This is a genomic window from Chitinophaga varians (assembly GCF_012641275.1).
In the GTDB taxonomy this organism is placed as follows: domain Bacteria; phylum Bacteroidota; class Bacteroidia; order Chitinophagales; family Chitinophagaceae; genus Chitinophaga; species Chitinophaga varians_A.
The window spans coordinates 1,431,650-1,448,168 of sequence record NZ_JABAIA010000003.1; the positions used below are offsets into that span (position 1 = coordinate 1,431,650).

At 49.9% G+C, this 16,519-nt stretch carries 20 protein-coding genes; 13 read left to right on the top strand and 7 right to left on the bottom strand.

Annotation, left to right across the window (positions count from 1 at the left end; translation table 11 throughout):
- Positions 1-9: 9 nt before the first annotated feature.
- The 3 genes from HGH92_RS28410 to HGH92_RS28420 are packed head-to-tail and all read left to right on the top strand — an operon-like array spanning position 10 to position 2,087.
- Positions 10-690: an NAD-dependent epimerase/dehydratase family protein gene (locus HGH92_RS28410; protein ID WP_168874192.1), complete on the top strand. Its 681-nt coding sequence runs from the start codon at positions 10-12 to the stop codon at positions 688-690.
- 32 nt (positions 691-722) lie between these two features.
- Positions 723-1,334, top strand: a complete 612-nt coding sequence (locus HGH92_RS28415; protein WP_168874193.1) for a Crp/Fnr family transcriptional regulator — start codon at positions 723-725, stop codon at positions 1,332-1,334.
- 54 nt (positions 1,335-1,388) lie between these two features.
- Positions 1,389-2,087, top strand: a complete 699-nt coding sequence (locus HGH92_RS28420) for an alpha/beta fold hydrolase (protein ID WP_168874195.1) — start codon at positions 1,389-1,391, stop codon at positions 2,085-2,087.
- A gap of 212 nt (positions 2,088-2,299) precedes the next feature.
- Here HGH92_RS28420 and HGH92_RS28425 read toward each other — a convergent pair whose 3' ends face one another.
- On the bottom strand, positions 2,300-2,674 hold the full coding sequence (locus tag HGH92_RS28425) for a VOC family protein (RefSeq protein WP_168874197.1): 375 nt from the start codon (positions 2,672-2,674) through the stop codon (positions 2,300-2,302).
- A 16-nt stretch (positions 2,675-2,690) separates the two neighbouring features.
- Positions 2,691-3,038, bottom strand: a complete 348-nt coding sequence (locus tag HGH92_RS28430; protein WP_168874199.1) for a winged helix-turn-helix transcriptional regulator — start codon at positions 3,036-3,038, stop codon at positions 2,691-2,693.
- Between the two features lie 130 nt (positions 3,039-3,168).
- Between HGH92_RS28430 and HGH92_RS28435 the strand changes: the two genes are divergently transcribed.
- The 6 genes from HGH92_RS28435 (at position 3,169) to HGH92_RS28460 (ending at position 8,757) form a co-directional block, all read left to right on the top strand.
- The gene (locus HGH92_RS28435; protein WP_168874201.1) at positions 3,169-3,771 is read left to right on the top strand and encodes an FMN-dependent NADH-azoreductase; all 603 of its coding nucleotides are present in this window, start codon (positions 3,169-3,171) and stop codon (positions 3,769-3,771) included.
- A gap of 86 nt (positions 3,772-3,857) precedes the next feature.
- Positions 3,858-4,322, top strand: coding sequence for a GbsR/MarR family transcriptional regulator (locus HGH92_RS28440; protein ID WP_168874203.1), 465 nt, complete (start codon positions 3,858-3,860; stop codon positions 4,320-4,322).
- A gap of 64 nt (positions 4,323-4,386) precedes the next feature.
- The gene (locus HGH92_RS28445; protein WP_168874204.1) at positions 4,387-5,718 is read left to right on the top strand and encodes a TolC family protein; all 1,332 of its coding nucleotides are present in this window, start codon (positions 4,387-4,389) and stop codon (positions 5,716-5,718) included.
- 8 nt (positions 5,719-5,726) lie between these two features.
- Positions 5,727-6,824, top strand: a complete 1,098-nt coding sequence (locus HGH92_RS28450) for an efflux RND transporter periplasmic adaptor subunit (protein ID WP_168874205.1) — start codon at positions 5,727-5,729, stop codon at positions 6,822-6,824.
- Positions 6,821-8,083 (top strand): ABC transporter permease, encoded by a 1,263-nt coding sequence (locus HGH92_RS28455; RefSeq protein WP_211092770.1) that lies wholly within the window; start codon positions 6,821-6,823, stop codon positions 8,081-8,083. The genes HGH92_RS28450 and HGH92_RS28455 overlap by 4 nt, the downstream gene beginning before the upstream one ends.
- 2 nt (positions 8,084-8,085) lie before the next feature.
- Entirely contained in the window at positions 8,086-8,757 is a 672-nt protein-coding gene (locus HGH92_RS28460; RefSeq protein WP_247655065.1) for an ABC transporter ATP-binding protein, read from the top strand.
- Positions 8,758-8,763: 6 nt separating this feature from the next.
- On the opposite strand, the gene HGH92_RS28465 is transcribed toward HGH92_RS28460, so the two are convergent.
- On the bottom strand, positions 8,764-9,939 hold the full coding sequence (locus HGH92_RS28465; RefSeq protein ID WP_168874207.1) for an acyltransferase family protein: 1,176 nt from the start codon (positions 9,937-9,939) through the stop codon (positions 8,764-8,766).
- Between the two features lie 149 nt (positions 9,940-10,088).
- Between HGH92_RS28465 and HGH92_RS28470 the strand changes: the two genes are divergently transcribed.
- Both HGH92_RS28470 and HGH92_RS28475 read left to right on the top strand, forming a co-directional pair.
- Positions 10,089-10,988 (top strand): LysR family transcriptional regulator, encoded by a 900-nt coding sequence (locus tag HGH92_RS28470; RefSeq protein WP_168874208.1) that lies wholly within the window; start codon positions 10,089-10,091, stop codon positions 10,986-10,988.
- Between the two features lie 61 nt (positions 10,989-11,049).
- Positions 11,050-12,207 carry a threonine synthase gene (locus HGH92_RS28475; RefSeq protein WP_168874209.1) on the top strand — a complete coding sequence of 386 codons (1,158 nt, stop codon included), beginning with the start codon at positions 11,050-11,052 and terminating at the stop codon, positions 12,205-12,207.
- A gap of 31 nt (positions 12,208-12,238) precedes the next feature.
- Here HGH92_RS28475 and HGH92_RS28480 read toward each other — a convergent pair whose 3' ends face one another.
- Positions 12,239-12,766, bottom strand: a complete 528-nt coding sequence (locus HGH92_RS28480) for a hypothetical protein (protein ID WP_168874210.1) — start codon at positions 12,764-12,766, stop codon at positions 12,239-12,241.
- Positions 12,767-12,772: 6 nt separating this feature from the next.
- Positions 12,773-13,408, bottom strand: coding sequence for a hypothetical protein (locus tag HGH92_RS28485; RefSeq protein WP_168874211.1), 636 nt, complete (start codon positions 13,406-13,408; stop codon positions 12,773-12,775).
- Positions 13,409-13,429: 21 nt separating this feature from the next.
- Between HGH92_RS28485 and HGH92_RS28490 the strand changes: the two genes are divergently transcribed.
- Positions 13,430-13,951 (top strand): VOC family protein, encoded by a 522-nt coding sequence (locus HGH92_RS28490; RefSeq protein ID WP_168874212.1) that lies wholly within the window; start codon positions 13,430-13,432, stop codon positions 13,949-13,951.
- Between the two features lie 103 nt (positions 13,952-14,054).
- Here HGH92_RS28490 and HGH92_RS28495 read toward each other — a convergent pair whose 3' ends face one another.
- Together HGH92_RS28495 and HGH92_RS28500 are read right to left on the bottom strand one after the other, a co-directional pair.
- Entirely contained in the window at positions 14,055-14,816 is a 762-nt protein-coding gene (locus HGH92_RS28495; RefSeq protein ID WP_168874213.1) for an outer membrane beta-barrel protein, read from the bottom strand.
- 17 nt (positions 14,817-14,833) lie between these two features.
- Entirely contained in the window at positions 14,834-15,892 is a 1,059-nt protein-coding gene (locus HGH92_RS28500) for a PCMD domain-containing protein (RefSeq protein ID WP_168874214.1), read from the bottom strand.
- Between the two features lie 105 nt (positions 15,893-15,997).
- Here HGH92_RS28500 and HGH92_RS28505 point away from each other — a divergent pair, with 105 nt between their 5' ends.
- Entirely contained in the window at positions 15,998-16,516 is a 519-nt protein-coding gene (locus tag HGH92_RS28505) for an FUSC family protein (RefSeq protein ID WP_168874215.1), read from the top strand.
- The last annotated feature ends 3 nt before the right edge of the window (positions 16,517-16,519 follow it).

Sequence of the window (16,519 nt, forward strand, 5' to 3'; positions counted from 1 at the left end):
AACATCACCATGAACGAACTCCGGCAACTGAAAGTGATTGTTACCGGTGCCAGCGGTATGGTGGGTGAAGGAGTGCTTCATGAATGCCTGCATCACCCACAGGTAGCGCGCGTACTGGTGATCAGCCGCAAGCCCAGTGGCGTCAGTCATCCCAAATTAACAGAGCTTATTCATCACGATTTCCTGGAGCTGTCTCCTATTGCAGAGCAGCTCCGGGGCTATGATGCCTGCTATTTCTGCCTGGGCGTATCTTCCATCGGCATCAGTCAGGATGCCTATTATCATCTCACCTATACCCTTACCATGCGGGTCGCCGGTGTACTGAGCGAACAGAACAGCGGTATGGTTTTCTGCTATGTGTCGGGCGCCGGAACAGACAGCACAGAGAAAGGCCGTCGTGCCTGGGCACGGGTAAAGGGGAAAACTGAAAACGACCTGATGAAGCTGCCATTCGGGAAAGTATATGCTTTCCGGCCAGGCTTCATCAGACCCACCAAAGGGCTCAAAAACACCCATACCTTTTACCGTTTCATCAACTGGCTGTACCCCGTGGGCAGGATCATACAGCCCAATTATTTCTGCACGCTGCGGGAACTGGGCCAGGCGATGGTGAATGTTACGCTGCTGGACTATCCCCGGCAGATCATCAACGGAAAAGACATCATCAGGCTAGCCAAAAGCAGCTGCTGATAATTCCCGTAATTTTCCATTATTTTTACGCCATGACAACTTATGAGCTTCCATCCTGGTATCAGCGGCTGATGAAAAAGTACCCGGTGGTGACGCCGGAAGAATGGCAACTGCTGGACTCCATAGCTGTAGTAAAACATATCCGCAAAGGAGAGTCTTTTCTGCGTTATGGTAAAGTGGCCCGCTACTCCGCTTTTGTTCTCTCCGGCATGTTTAAGTTTTCTATCCTCGATGAGGAGGGCAATGAAAAAATAGTGCGCTTTGGTTTTGCAGACGACTTCCTCGCCAACTGTGAGAGCTATAATAAGAAAGCACCGTCAGCAGTCAGCATCACCGCTATGGAAGACGCGGTGATATTGCGTATGAACATCAAAAAACTGCAGCCGCTGTACGATCTGCATATGAACCTGCTGCATGTCAATCTGCAGTTGTTCCAGGAGTTGTCTGAACAGCAGTCGGAGCACCAGTACATCCTTTCGCTGAAAACGCCGCTGCAGCGGTATCGTTTCCTGCTGGAAAGGCGACCCGCCATTATCCAGAAAATATCCCTCACCAATATCGCCCGCTACCTCTACACCAGCCGCGAAGCCTTGAGCAGAGCGCGTTTATACCTGCTGGACCAGTCCCGCAACTTTTGTGATTGAGATCACGGACGCTGAAAGAACGAACTGATAATTTTGCTTCAAAAAAATAATCATATGAAGCAAAGCATGATTTTATTACACGGACTTTTCGGCGGGCTTAGCAACTGGAAAGGTGTTATACAGCATTTTGAATCACGCTATGACATTCACATTCCGTTACTGCCTATTTTTGATCAGCACAAGGAAGACAATCTCAGCTACCTCGTTCATTCCCTGGAAAAATATATCCAACAACATCAGCTGGAAAAGCCGGTCATCATTGGCAATTCCCTCGGCGGCCATGTGGCCGTCCTTTTTACGCACCGGCATCCCGATAAAGTATCGCAGCTGGTATTGACCGGCAGTTCCGGTTTGTACGAAAACAACAGTATGGGCAGCTATCCCAAACGGGGCAATTATGAATATATCCGGGAACGGGTAGCCTATACCTTCCATGATCCCGCCATAGCCACTGATGCCCTGGTAGAAGAAGTGTTTAAGATCACCAGGGACCGTGTCAAGTGCCTGCGTATTGTACAAAACGCCAAGTCCGCCAACCGTAATTACGTTGCGCCCCTTTTACCTGAAATAACTACCCCGACGTTATTGATTTGGGGAGATGATGACCGTATTACCCCGCTGGAAGTGGCCCGTGAATTTGCATCGCTGCTGCCACAGGCGCAACTGGTCATATTGCCGGCATGTGGCCATGCCCCGATGATGGAGCGTCCGGAGGAATTCAACCGTATACTGGAAGAGTTTCTGGGGAAATAATTTAAACGCGTATCGGCAATATTCAAACAACGTCCCAGGGCTGAAGCCCTGGGCTACGATTTGTTGTTCAGGTTCTTTAGCATTAGGAACTCAATCGTTTATGTTGGATGGCATTTAATGCCTGAGCTTTAAACGAAAGAGCCCAAAATTGAAAGAAACCCAATAACTAATCACAGCCCTGGGCTTCAGCCCTGGGACGTTTGCAATGCATATTAATCCGTGACAGATACGTAATATCCGTCCGGATCTCTCAATGAGAATTCATTTCTGCCGGAGTTGTTGTTTATATGCGGGGGCTCTTCCACAACGGCTTTCAGTTGTTGTGCTTTCTTCCATGCTTCTTCGAAAGCTGCCACCCGGAAAAAGAGAATCAATCCGTTGCCTGGTGTCGGGGTTGGATCTGTCATGGTTGGATGTCCGTGTGCGGCCCATTTGTGCAGGCATAACACAACGGTGTCATCTCCGGGGTCGGCGAGGATTTCGAAGGTGCTGCCGCCATGGCGGCTTTCGCAGCCCAGCAGGTGTTGGTACCACGCGGAGCTTTTCTCCACGTCTTTTACGGCGATAATAATTTCAGGTCTTATCATGGTCAGTTTTTTCCGGTCAGATTTCCCGGTTCCGTATTTTTTGTTTGTGCTCCAGTCCCCATTGCACCAATTCCTTCATCACGTTTTTCAGCGAGTCTGCATAGTCATTGCGGACATAGAGGATAGTGCCGTCATCCAGTATTTTTCTGCTGACAAGGCCATTCAGTTCCAGGTCTTTCAATTCGTTGGACAACACCCTGGCGGAGATACCTGATAAGGTCCGTTGCAGTTCATTGAACCGTTTGTCTCCCCCGGTCAGCGCGATAATGATGCGCACTTTCCATTTGCCGGCAATAATATACAAGGTGTCTTCCGCTGCGGGGACCATGCTCTGGCATTTTTCTGCGCAAATTATTGTTTCCATATATCCGGATTTACTATCCCGCAGGTTAGCACTAACCTACAGGTTATGTTGATAGTATAGCTTTTAAAGGCAGGTATTTTTGTACCGCAAAAAAGTTCTTGTTGAACAAAAATATCTAAAAAAACAAATCATGGGAAACATCTTGCATATCATATCCAGTGCACGCGGAGACGCCTCCAATAGCATACTGCTGGGCAACCGCATTGTTGAAAGGCTGCAACAGCGGAATCCGGACAAGGAAGTAGTGGTTAACAATGTGGCCGGGCAGTCCTGGCAATGGTTGCATAAGGAGTTGGTAGATGCCTACCGTACCCCTTCCGCGGCGCTTACTTCCGAACAACAGGCATTGCTGGAAGCGTCCGATACGACCATTGCCCAAATGCAGGAGGCTGATATTATTGTGATTGGCGTACCGCTTTACAATTTTAATCTGCCTGCGCCGCTCAAAGCATGGGTAGACCACATTGTACGGCCCGGTAAAACGGTGAACTACCAGGACGGAGGGTTTGTCGGGCAGCTGACCGGCAAAAAGGTGTACCTCGCCATTGCTTCCAATGGCATTTATTCAGAAGGCCCGATGCGCCCGTATGATTTTGCCGAACCATACCTCCGGTATGTATTGGGTTTTGTAGGCATTACAGATATTACTACCTACCGAATAGAAGGCGCCGGCTTGTCTGCCACCAAAGAAACCGCTGTAGAGAAGGGATTAACCAGTGTAGAAGCGATTTAATGCCATTATCAGGGAAAATAAAGTTGGTTCTTTATTTGGAGAACCAACTTTATTTTTTCAACTTTGTGTTGACAAAAACAACAGCATTGGAAAAATACAGAGACAGGATAGAGAAACTGAGTGTTGCCATGGAAGGCCTTGGCCTTACTCCGGTGGCGGCACGGACATATATTTACCTGTTACTGTGTGAAGGCCATGAAGCAACGTTTGAACAGATCGTGGAGTATTTTAGGGTCAGCAAAAGTGCGGTGTCCAACGCTATTAAAATGCTGGAATCAGCGAGGATGATTTCGTCTAAAACCGTGGGTGGGCAAAGAAAACGCTATTTCTCTCCTAATGTGACTTCTATGTTCAATGAAGATACGCTCACCGCGAGGATTAAAATGTTTTTTGAGATTTTGGATGAAATCAGGTCCATGCGTCAAACTGATGATGAGCTTAACCAGGAGTTAGGGGATGTTTCCCTGCTCTATAAAATGATGCTGGTGGAACTGCCGCTCATCCTGGAAAGATGGAAACGCACCATCGCACTTAACAAGGCCCATTCATAAGGGGCTTTTTTTTGCCGCGATTGGTTCTCTAAGTTCAGAACTAAAAGAATAATAAACGTTTAAGATGAAAACAGGTATCCTATTACTGTTGCTGGCTATCCCTTTCCGGGTAGCAGACGGACAGACCATGCCTGAGAAAGACACCGGTCAACCTACGACTGCCCTGAGTCTGCAACAGTGCCTTGACTATGCCGGCACCCACAACCAGGAACTGCTGAGTAAAGCGCAATCCGCCGCTGCCGCGGAAGAAGACCGCAAAGCCGCCACCGCCAAACTTCTCCCGGACGTTTCGGTCACCGCAGCGGTAAACAATTACTGGAAGATTCCCGTGCAGGTATTTCCCGGTGAGCTGGTCAACCAGCCAGCCGGTACCTTTGTGCCGGTCCGCATGGGCACCCCCTGGATGGGCAACTATGGCGCTGAAGCCAATCTGCCACTGGTAGACGTAAAAACCTGGCAGGCCATCAAACTGGCCAGGTTACAACAACAGGCCGGCGCCAGCGAATACCGGTCCTTACAGCGTTCCCTGCAGAAAAACATATGCATAGCCTATTACAGCACACAACTGCAACAGGATTATCTCACCGTAGCGCAACAGCTGTACAGCAACTATCAGCAGATTCACGACCTGATCAAACTACAATTTGATAAAGGGCTGACAGATAAAATTGCGTTCAATCAGTCTGCCACATTGCTGAAAAACAGACAGCAGGCGGTACAGCAGGCCGGCGTTTCACTACAGGAGGCTTACCTCGATCTTAAATTCTGGATGGGCTTTCCGCTGGACAGCCAGTTGACGACCCAGTCCACCAGTCCGTTACTGCCGCTCGAGATCAACGACTACCGTACTTCACAGTTGCCCGACTATGAAACCGAGCAATTGAAAGTAGCCGTGGCCGCTCAGGAATATCATAACACCCGGGCCAACTACTATCCCAGCCTGCATTTTAAGGGTTCTTACCAGCAGCAGGGGTTTGGCGACAAGATGGATTTCATCACCCGTTCGCCCTGGTTTACGGTAGGCTTCGCGGGCGTAGAACTGCGTTTTCCGTTATCATGGTCTAACTTTTCCGCCAAACCGCGCAGCATGAAAGCACAATGGCTGGCCGCATCCAGCCGTTTTAAACAATACGAATCGGAGCAGGAAAAGAAATACCGCCAGGAAAAACTGCTGCTTGAAAAAGCTTCCGGCGACATTCAACTGCAAAAGGAAAATATCGCGCTGGCACAGGAAAATGAAGCCCTCAGCAAACAGAAGATCAACAAGGGCATCATCGATATGATACAACTGAAACAGATACAACAGGACCTCTACGACGCACAGGCCAAACTTAACGACGCGCGTACAGACTTCTATAAACATTACACTGAACTCAACTATCTGCAACATCAATAAAGATCTGCATGAAAACATTGCTCTCCATCGCAGGGATGACCTTACTGTTCGCCGCCTGCAAATCTAAAACCGCCAGTTATACTGTGCAATCCCGCACGCTGAATGAAGCAGTATATGCTTCCGGAGAAATCATGCCTGAAGCCTACTATTTCCTGAAAGCCAATTCCGCCGACCTGCTGCTCAAAGTAATGGTAAAAGAGGGCGATACCGTGCATCAAAACGAAGTGCTGGCCGTACTGGGCACTCCCGGTCAACTGGAGCAGGTAGACATACTGCAACGGCAGGTGGCGCTGGCCGGCAGCAATGCGCAGGAACAGTCCGCCGCACTGACAGAACTCAGGAGCCGCATCGCGCTGGCCAAAACCAAACAGGAACAGGACGCGCTTAACGCTGACAGATATACGGAGCTGGCACGAAGCAAAGCCGTATCCGAGAAAGACGCCGAACAGGCCCGTGTACAGGCCGCCACCAGCGCCACGGAATATAAAACGCTGCAAGACCAGTACCAGACATTGCAAAGTGATCTTTCCGGCAAACTGCTGCAGGCACGGCAACAACTGACCGCCACTACACAAAGCCGCGAAGGAAAAGTGCTGAAAAGTCCTGTCAACGGGCGTGTATATAAAGTATACCTGAAAACAGGCGAACTTGCCCAGCTCAATGCCCCTATCGTCATGGTGGGCCTGCCGGGGCAATTCAAACTGGAACTGCTGGTCGACGAACGCGATATCAGCAAGATACGGACCGGTCAGAAAGTATACTTTGAAACCGATGTGTACAAGGGCAAACAGTTCGAAGCCACTGTCAACAAGATCATTCCGCTGCTGCAAAAAGAAAGCCGCAGCTTCCAGGTGGAAGCGGCCGTACAGGATACCGCCCTCTTTTACCCACAATCATCAGTGGAAGCCAACATTCTCATACGGGAACGCATCAACGCACTGGTAATACCTTCCGATTATCTGATGAAAGGCGACAGCGTATACCTGCAGCAAGGCAAAGAACTACATAAAACCGCCATTGTCACCGGCATCCGCAATGGCGACTGGGTAGAAGTAAAATCCGGTCTGAAAGCAGGCGACGTGATCGCCACAAAAGAAGGAAAATGAAAATATTCACCAATATCAAACTGGCAGCAACCATTGCCTTCACGCACATGCGTGCGCGGTTAAAACAAACGGTGATTGCCACCGCAGGCGTCACCTTTGGTATCACGGTGTTCATTTTTATGGTCAGCTTTATACAAGGCTCCAATGATTTCGTACAGGCGGTCGCGTTTGAACAATCACCACATCTGCGCCTGTACAACGAGATACAGACCGCCCCTTCCAATATACTGGACCGCGCCGAGCCTGGCACCATCAATATGGTCAGCCATGTAAAACCAAAAGACATCCTGCTGAACCTGAAAGACGGGCCGCAGATAGTACAGGCATTGCAGCAGGACCCGCGGGTAACCGCGGTTTCCGGGTCCGTCAGCACCCAGGTGTTCTACCGCCTCGGCTCCAGCAGTATCAATGGTACGATCAACGGTATCCGTTTTGAACAGGAGAATGCTTTGTTCAACCTGCAGTCTAAACTGGTGGATGGCAGCTTCAGAGAACTGTCTACCCTCCCTAACAGCATCGTGGTGGGCGTAGGGCTGGCGCGGCGGCTCAATGTAAAAACCGGCGACCGGCTGGAAGTGACGACAGAAAAGGGCAACAACTTTTCCGTGAAGGTAGTGGGCATTTTCAAGACCGGCCTTACGGACATCGACAAACAGCAGAGTTACGCCAGTCTCAATACCGTCCAGCGTTTCCTCGAAGTGCCGGTTTCCTATATCACCGACATCAAGATTAAATTACATGATATGGAGCTGGCGCCGGCCATGTCGAAGGAATTACAGGCCAAGTACGGCTTTCACGGCTCGGACTGGAAACAGGACAACTCCGCGCTGCTGGAAGGCGACGCCCTGCGGAAAATGATCGTTTATGGCGTAGCCACCACCATATTACTGGTAGCGGGTTTTGGCATCTTTAACATTCTTACCATGATGATTTATGAGAAGATGAAAGATATTGCCATTCTGAAAGCGATGGGCTTTTCCGATACGGACATCCGGTGGATATTCCTGGTACAGGCGCTTATCATCGGTATCACCGGTGCGTTAATGGGACTGGTGTTCGGTTTTCTGGCGGCCTATGGTATTTCTAAAATGCCGTATAAAAGCGATGTCATGATCACCCTTGACCATCTGCCGGTGAGCTTTAGTGCTGTGTACTATGTTACCGGTTTCACCTTCGGTATTCTCACCACTACCCTTGCCGGTTACCTGCCATCGCGCAAAGCTGCCGGCGTAGATCCGATCACTATTTTAAGAGGATGACCATGAACCTGATTGAAGTAAGGAACATCAACAAATATTTTTACCAGCCCTCCAAAATGCAGGTGCTGACGGACGTCAGTCTGGATATAGAAAAAGGCCATTTTGTCTCCATCACCGGTAAATCGGGCAGCGGCAAATCCACGCTGCTCTATCTGTTGTCCACTATGGACACGGCTTTTGAAGGCAGCATCCGTATCAATGGTGAAGAGATGCAAGGCAAACGTAACCGGTGGCTGGCAGACTTCCGCAACCATCATATTGGCTTTGTATTCCAGTTCCATTATCTGTTGCCCGAATTCAGTGCGCTCCGCAATGTGATGCTGCCTGCCCTGAAGCTGGCCCGTTATGCTCCTGATGAGATAGAACACCGGGCCATGGACCTCTTAAAACTGTTGGGGGTAGACGAGCAAGCCACCAAACGGGCGTCCATGCTTTCCGGCGGTCAGCAGCAAAGAGTGGCCATTGCCCGGGCATTGATCAACGAACCGCTGATCATTATGGGCGATGAGCCGACAGGCAATCTGGACAGCCAGAATGCCGCCATCGTGTTCGATCTCTTCCGGCAGCTGTCTTCAGAACGTGGACAAACCATCCTCACCGTTACGCATGATGATGATTTTGCCCGACGTTCTGATAAAATTATTCATTTGGTAGATGGCAAGATTGCCGATTGACGCCCGTCAGGCCACTTTCTTTTCTAATCCCTGCGCGTTGTAGGCAACGGTTGCCCGTCCCAGCACACGGTCCCGCATCTTCAGCGCCGGCTTCTCTATCAGGATACGTATCAACCAAGCTGCCAGTATACAGGTAATGGTGCATAACAACATCATCCAGCCGCTGTTTTTGGCGAGGCCGAGCGTCCCTGCCAGCTCCTGGGTGACATGTATTACGCCTTTGTGGCTCAGGTAAATAGCATAGGACAGTGTGGCAATCAACGTCGTGACACGTGAGTTGATCCGGTACAGCCAGCAACGCGGGCATACCGCCGCGGCCACTATCAGGCCGTAGCCAACAGACACTAACGGGAAACCATATACGGTCGCTACAGGGGAAAGACTATCTTCCGTTATAAACCAGGCGGCGGCCAGCAAGGCCAGCCCTGCCGGGAAAAGCAGGTTGGCATAACGGTTGGCCCACTCCTTCGCCAATGGCCTGAACTGAAAGAGCGCCGCGATGGACACGCCTGCCAGTAAGCCGTCCAGCCTGTTGTAAACCGGATAATAAATAGCCCGGTACCATACCACCCAAAAGTTGGGACTGTCGCTGAGCGGCGCCACCTGCTGCGTATATATCCACCAACGACAATAAAAGCCGCCGGCAAAAAGCAGCGGTATCAGCCAGAAAGCCCTGCGGCCGGCTTTTACATACAGCAACAGTGCAAGCAGACAGGGAAACACGATATAAAACTGTTCCTCTACGCACAACGACCAGGCATGCGAGAACGTTCCATGTGTTTTGAGATTTAAGCCGAAGTTCTGCGTGAAAGTGAGAAACTTCCACAAGGGAGGCAGCATTTCTTTCTCCCGGAAAACAGGGAGCAAAACATACAATGCCAGCACCAGCAGGTATGGCGGGATGATCCGGAAAAACCGTTTGATATAAAACGGTTTCAGTTTAACCGTCCCCGTGTCTGCCACCTCTCTGAACAGCTGCCCTGCTATGAGATAACCGCTGAGCACAAAAAACAGGTCCACGCCTGTCCATCCAAACCGCGCCGGCGTGTCCAGCCATTCCGGATGCGGGAAGATGCGGTAATGATAATAAAAGACGAAGAAGATGGCGAATGCGCGCAGGTGATCGAGCGACGCCAGCTTGTGCTGCAACGCATGAACAGCGTTCCTGGGATGGGTGGACATAAAGTTTGTTGGGAAGATTTTTTTGTGTTTTACAAAAGTAGGAAACGTTTTATTTTTTTTATTTTTTTTCTGCGGCAACTAATCCTGTAACTTGTTATTACAAATACAGCCCTCAATTTGTAATTCGTCATTCGTAATTGATATACGTTATGCTTTCCACCCACCATCAGGTTTTTATTGAAGTGGCCAGGGAGAAAAGTTTCTCTAAGGCCAGCCAAACGCTGTTTATCTCTCAACCGGCCATCAGCAAGCATGTGAAGTACCTGGAAGAATATTACAGAACGCGGTTGTTTGAGCGTAAAGGCATTCAAATATCGCTGACAGATGCCGGCAGTTTTTTGTTGAAGCGTTTGTTGCAGGTCGCCAATATACAGGCGGAGACAGAGTTTGAGATGGCCGCGTTCAGCGATAAGCACCAGGCCAAAGGGTTGTTAAAGCTGGGCGCCAGTACTACGGTGGCGTTGTACATCCTCCCGAAGGTGCTTTCTGCTTTTCAGCAGGAATATCCGCAGGTAGAGATCAACCTGCTGAACCGTAACGCCGAGATCGTGCTGGAGGCGCTGCTGAACCAGGAAATCAATCTGGGCATTATCGAAGGACGGGGCAAGTTGACCAATGTGGTGTACCATCCTTTCATCAATGATCAGGTGATTGCCGTCTGTGGCAGGAAAAGCGGCTTTTCCAAAACGCGGCATTATCCGCTGAAGGAGGTGCTGCGGATGCCGGTAGCGCTGCGGGAACGTGGCAGTGGTACGCTGGAGGCTTTGAAAGACGCCTTACAGAAACACAAGACCGGTATTGACGCGCTACAGGTAAAAGCGCGGCTGGGCGGCACCGAAGCGCTGAAGAATTTTCTGATAGAATCGGGCTGCATAGGCTTTCTGCCCAAACGCTCTGTGTTCAAGGAGTTGAAGCAGGGCGACCTGACCGAGATTTCATTTGAAGGACTGCATATAGAAAGAAGTTTTTATTTCATTCAGCGGAAAGGCGAGACCAGTGAACTGAATAAAAAACTGATTCGCTACGCCAGAAGCATATATAACCAATAGTTATAGGTTATAACAAAAACGACCAGCTGTTTGTTATAGGTCATTCCTACATTTACAAGGAATGACACTTACCCGAAAAAACATATCGCACCTTACTGCCTTGCAGTGTCCCCGTTGTGGCAAACAATACGACGCTACTGTATTGCAGTCATACGCCACCTGCTGCCAGCAGCCGCTGACAGCTGTTTACTCCTGCGACCTGCCTGCACCTGATTTCCTCAAGGGAAGGGACCACAGTATCTGGCGGTACCGCGAAATGCTGCCGGTAGCTGATCCCCGTCATATTGTTAGCCTGGGGGAAGGTGGCACGCCGTTGACCACCCTGCATACCCTCAGCGCACGGACGGGCGTGCAGGTATTACTAAAAGATGAAAGTGTGAACCCGACCGGCTCCTTCAAAGCCCGGGGCATCAGCGTAGCGGTATCCAAAGCGCTTGAATTTGGCATTACGCACTGCATCATTCCTTCCGCCGGCAACGCAGGCGGCGCCTTAAGCGCCTATTGCGCCAAAGCGGGCATGAAAGCCACGGTGATCATGCCGCGGCTTACCCCTGTCACACTACAGGAAGAATGCCGCCTCTATGGCGCGGAACTGCTGCTCTCCGACGGGCTGATAGATAGTTGCGGGCGCATGGCGCGCCAGCTGGTACAGGAAACCGGCGGCTTTGACATGTCTACTTTAAAAGAACCATACCGCCTGGAAGGCAAAAAAACAATGGGGTATGAAATCGCCGAACAGCTGCACTGGCAGCTGCCCGATGTGATCATCTATCCTACCGGCGGCGGCACCGGCCTGATAGGCATGTGGAAAGCCTTCCGCGAAATGCAGCAGCTGGGCTGGATCACCGGCAAGCTGCCCAGAATGATCATTATTCAATCTCAAAATTGTGCTCCCATGGTACAGTACATCGAAAACGGAAACCTACCGGACGACTTCAGCGGTTATCCATCCATAGCTTATGGCCTGGCTGTTCCACAGCCTTTTGCAAAAGACATGATGCAGGAAGTGATCCGGCAAAGCGACGGCAAAGCACTGACCGTCACCGAAGAGGAAATGGAAGCCGGCATCTCCGAAATTGCCGAGGCAGAAGGCATCCTGCTCTCCCCGGAAGGCAGCGCCACTTATATGGGCCTGAAAAAACTGATTGAAAAGGACTGGGTGCAGGAAGATGAACAGGTATTGCTGTTCAACACCGGCTCCTGGTATAAATATCGTTGATCATGAAAGCCTCCGGGCTTTCGTGGTCCGCTCAGGATTTGCCCTCTTCCCACCCCTGCAGCAAATCCTGCAGGAACTTCCGTGATTTGGACGCTTCACTTCGAAAGCCCAGTGTCACCAGCAGGTACCCGAAGATCAACATACCGAAAGGTATCAGTAAAAGTGGCTCAAACTTGCTGCCCGTACGGATGCAGTTGACTATCTCAACCAAACATCCCATCAAACCGATAGCAACCCCTCCCATCCAAAACGTCATAAACACGGCCACTACAATAGACAATGTCATTCTGATCTTCACAGCTGTATGCACGATCTCATTGCTGATATCACCGGTAATCACCGGCAGGAAAGAGTTTCTGTAATCAATGATCCGGATGATCTCAAAGCGGTTGTTTTTCACCACCCCTTCATAAGGCTTGCCGGTGACAGGCTTAGACCAGCCGATGGTAGTCCTCAGCCCCTTTTTGCTGGGCTCAACATTAGCTTCCAGCAGTTTTTTTATTTCTTCCGGAGAAAGTTTGGTTAACAACGTATAACGTTCTATGGGTAATAATTTCATGGATGATTATTGTGCCTCACAAATATGTTTAATAAATTTCCGGGCAAGGCGATCTTCATAGCTGAACCGGCCAAATATCACCACACATATGACCAACAACGCCAGCGCATAGATTAGCTTTCCCAGGCGAATGTCTCCGATAGTGGCCCATTCAAACAGCGCCCACAACAGAAATGCAGCCGCTCCTCCTCCCGTCAACAACACAAATACCATAAACATGGTGGTTACTTGCGGTATGATATCCACCTCCATGTCGATGGCTGTCTGGTGCAAGGATTTACTGACGGTTCCCTTTACCCTTATTAATTCTTTTCTTTTGAGTTTTTGACTAAGCCTGCTGATAACAAAAGTATTACCATTAACCGTGCCTGTGAAACGCAGGTCCGGATTCAATATCCCCTCAGTATACCAATAAAACTTGGGATCATACGAGGAGAAATTCGCCTGCAATGCAGCCATCACTTCATCGGGAGAAAGAGGGCTCAGTAAGGTATACCTATTCGTTGGCAGCCAGTTCATCCGTCGAAAATAAAGAATTTGCTCCGATGTCGCAAACACCCCTTCACAAAGTCGCCCCCTACCCCCTGCCGGCCCAACAAGGCTTTTTACCTTTAGGTTGTTATCAAACAATCTCCATTTCACTAGCTGTTAAAATAAAAAACTATGGCAAACAAAATCATTTCACAACGTATTTCACCGCATTTATGGTTTGAGCACCAGGCCGAAGAAGCGGCTAAATTCTATACATCGATCTTTCCTAATTCATCTATAGGCAGGATATCCCATTACACCGAGGCAGGGCACGAGATACACGGCATGCCGGCCGGTTCTGTACTGACGGTTGAGTTCACCCTCGACGGACAAACCTTTATTGCCCTCAATGGCGGCCCACTTTTCAAATTCAATGAGGCCATTTCCTTTCTGGTGAATTGCCAGACACAGGAAGAGATAGACTACTACTGGGATAAACTGCGTGCCGGCGGAGATCCCAAAGCGGACCAGTGCGGCTGGCTGAAAGATAAATTCGGCCTGTCCTGGCAGGTAGCTCCCGTGCAGATCGCGGAAATGCTCGTTGACAAAGACCAGGAACGCCTCAGCCGGGTGATGAACGCTGTCTTCCGGATGAAAAAGCTGGACCTGAAAGCGATAGAAGCCGCATATGGCGAACCTGTAGGTGCTAAATAACGTACACGGACATATAATACCTGGTCCGCTAACTGGCTGGATCGTTTAAAAAACGAAAGCGCAAAGACAGGTGTCTTCGCGCTTTCGTTATCTCTTTATACAGTTAGATTTTATAAGCCACTCCCAGTGTCAGATAGATATTATACAACGGGAAGTCCAGACCTTTGAATTCGCTGGCGAATACAGGTCTCAGGCCCCAGTTCAGATTACCCATCACTTCCAGCTTGTTCCCTACCTTGCGTAGTGCGCCGCCTTGCAGGCCGATATCAAATTTGCGGACATCTGTTCCGAAATCAAAAGTGGCATGGTCGATGACTACCTTCCCGCCGGTAGGGCCACCGTTGCGGATATAACCGTCTGACACAGTGCCATAGAAATTGGAGCTGAACAGCCACGCGGCATAACCACCCAGGTTGAAACGCCATTTGTTATTGGGCGTGAACGTGGCGCTAAGCGGAAATACCACATAGGCATTACGGACAGTCGTCTGGTTTTTACCGGAGAAGTCACCGGCAAAGGTACCACCATCTTCAGTGGTGATGATGGTAGGAAAATACAGTACCTGATCTTTGGTGCCCATGCCTTTATAGTCCAGCTTTACACCCACAGCAGCGCCCCATTTTGGCGTAATGCGGTAGCCCAGCTCATAACCCAGCGAGGGACTGAATTCCGGCCAGTAGCTGTTTATTTTCCGGATAGTATTGGGCAGGCCTACCGGTGCTGTGGCGCCGAAATTAAATCCGGCCATGATCCGGTGTTCCAGGTGAGGCTGAAAGTCTGATTTTTCTTTATCGCTTTGTTGGGCGGAGAGCTGTCCGGCTGCAAATAACAGAGCGGCCAGCAGTCCTTTTGTTTTTATATTCATCGGTTAATGAAGGGTCTTTATTCGTGAACAATTTCGAGGCTGTCAAGTACCAGGCGGCTGCCGATAGCGCCTTTGTAGTTGTCGCCGTCTTTACTGGAAGAGGCTACAATGGCCATCATCAGTTTCTCGTTGCCGTCAACTTTTCGTTTCATCATAAAAGGAATGTCGAAGCGGGTCCAGTTTTCGCGGGCGGAACCATCAGGCAGGTAGGCCGTGCCCACAATGCGGTCTGAACTGTGGATGTTGGTCGCATTCAGCCGGGTGGTACCGGTATACAATACCGCGTAAACAGCGCAGGAATCGATCATACCCGGAATAATCTTGCCGGCTTTGTCCTGGTATTGTGCTCCGGGTTTGTATTTATAGTAACCGGTGAAACGAAGCGGCTGTCCTTTATAGGGTTGTCCAAACTCGGTGGCTTCCAGTGGTTTGGCAAACGCATTCTCAATATTAAATACGCCCAGGAACATCGATCCGGCAAACAGTTTAATGCCTACCCAACCAGAGAGCACGGTACCTTCACGCGTCACCATCTCTGCTGCATATTTACCGTGGTAAGCGTCGGTGGTGGCACGAAGCGGATATGCCATCGGGTCTTCATCTACCCCGGAATAGGCAATGCCAGGGTTACCGGAAGACCATGTAACGGCACTGTCCTCATCAATGGGATATTGATATTTGAAATCGTCGTTGATCATCCATTTTTCAAAGTCCCACTTCCAGTAGCCTACGTTGACAACTTCCACTTTATAGGTCTTTTTATTAAGACCGTTGGCAGACGTTACCACGTACTGGTGTATTCCGGTATCAAAATGAATCGAGTCTCCGGATGCCGGCGTGACCGTAGCACCGGTGGAGAGGCTTAGTTTAGGCGCAATTCCTGTAGCATAGGCTTCAGGTGTCAGGTACAGCCTGATGGTGCTATTGGCCTGGTCAATAAATACATCACTTGTCAGCTGGCTCTTGTCGAGGGTAAATGTTTCAATGTCGGCCTCGGGGTTCATGGGTGCATCCTTGATACAGGATTGCAACGACCCGGCGACGGCCACGACGTAGCATAGTTTCCGCAGTTTCATGGTTATCAATTGGTTAACGAAATAGCGGCAAAGGTAGGGAATCTATTTTCAATACTGTACATATATGTTTAACGGTATATGTAACAAAATTCATAACATTGTGAAATGATGAACAGAACACGCATTCAAAGGATATTGATCTATGCCGCCAAATGTATAAGTGGCGTGTTGGTGGTCTTGTTCCTGTCCTGGCTGCTCGATTATCCGGATGTTGTATGGGTACTGATTTCTGTGATGCTGGTGTTATCTCCGGACGGTTCGGACGCTCTCACCCTGGCGGTTACACGCATCAAGGCCAATGTGATTGGCGCGATATCGGGTTTTTTGCTGCTGTTATGTCATCCTAACCTGCTGATCACCATGAGCGTGGCCGTATGCGTGACGGTGGTGCTGTGCAATCTTTTTAACCTGGAAGCTGCTACCCGTACCGCATTGGCGGCCACCATCATCGTAATGACGCATGAAGCGGGCGCACATCTGTGGGACACGGCCGTGGGCAGGGTGCTGTCCGTATTGACCGGCTGTGTGCTGGGGCTGTTGATCACCTTTATTTTCCATAACCGCTATACGAAACAGACCGCTGAGATGATCCTGTCCAAAACAACTGATCGCGGCGGTGAATAACAA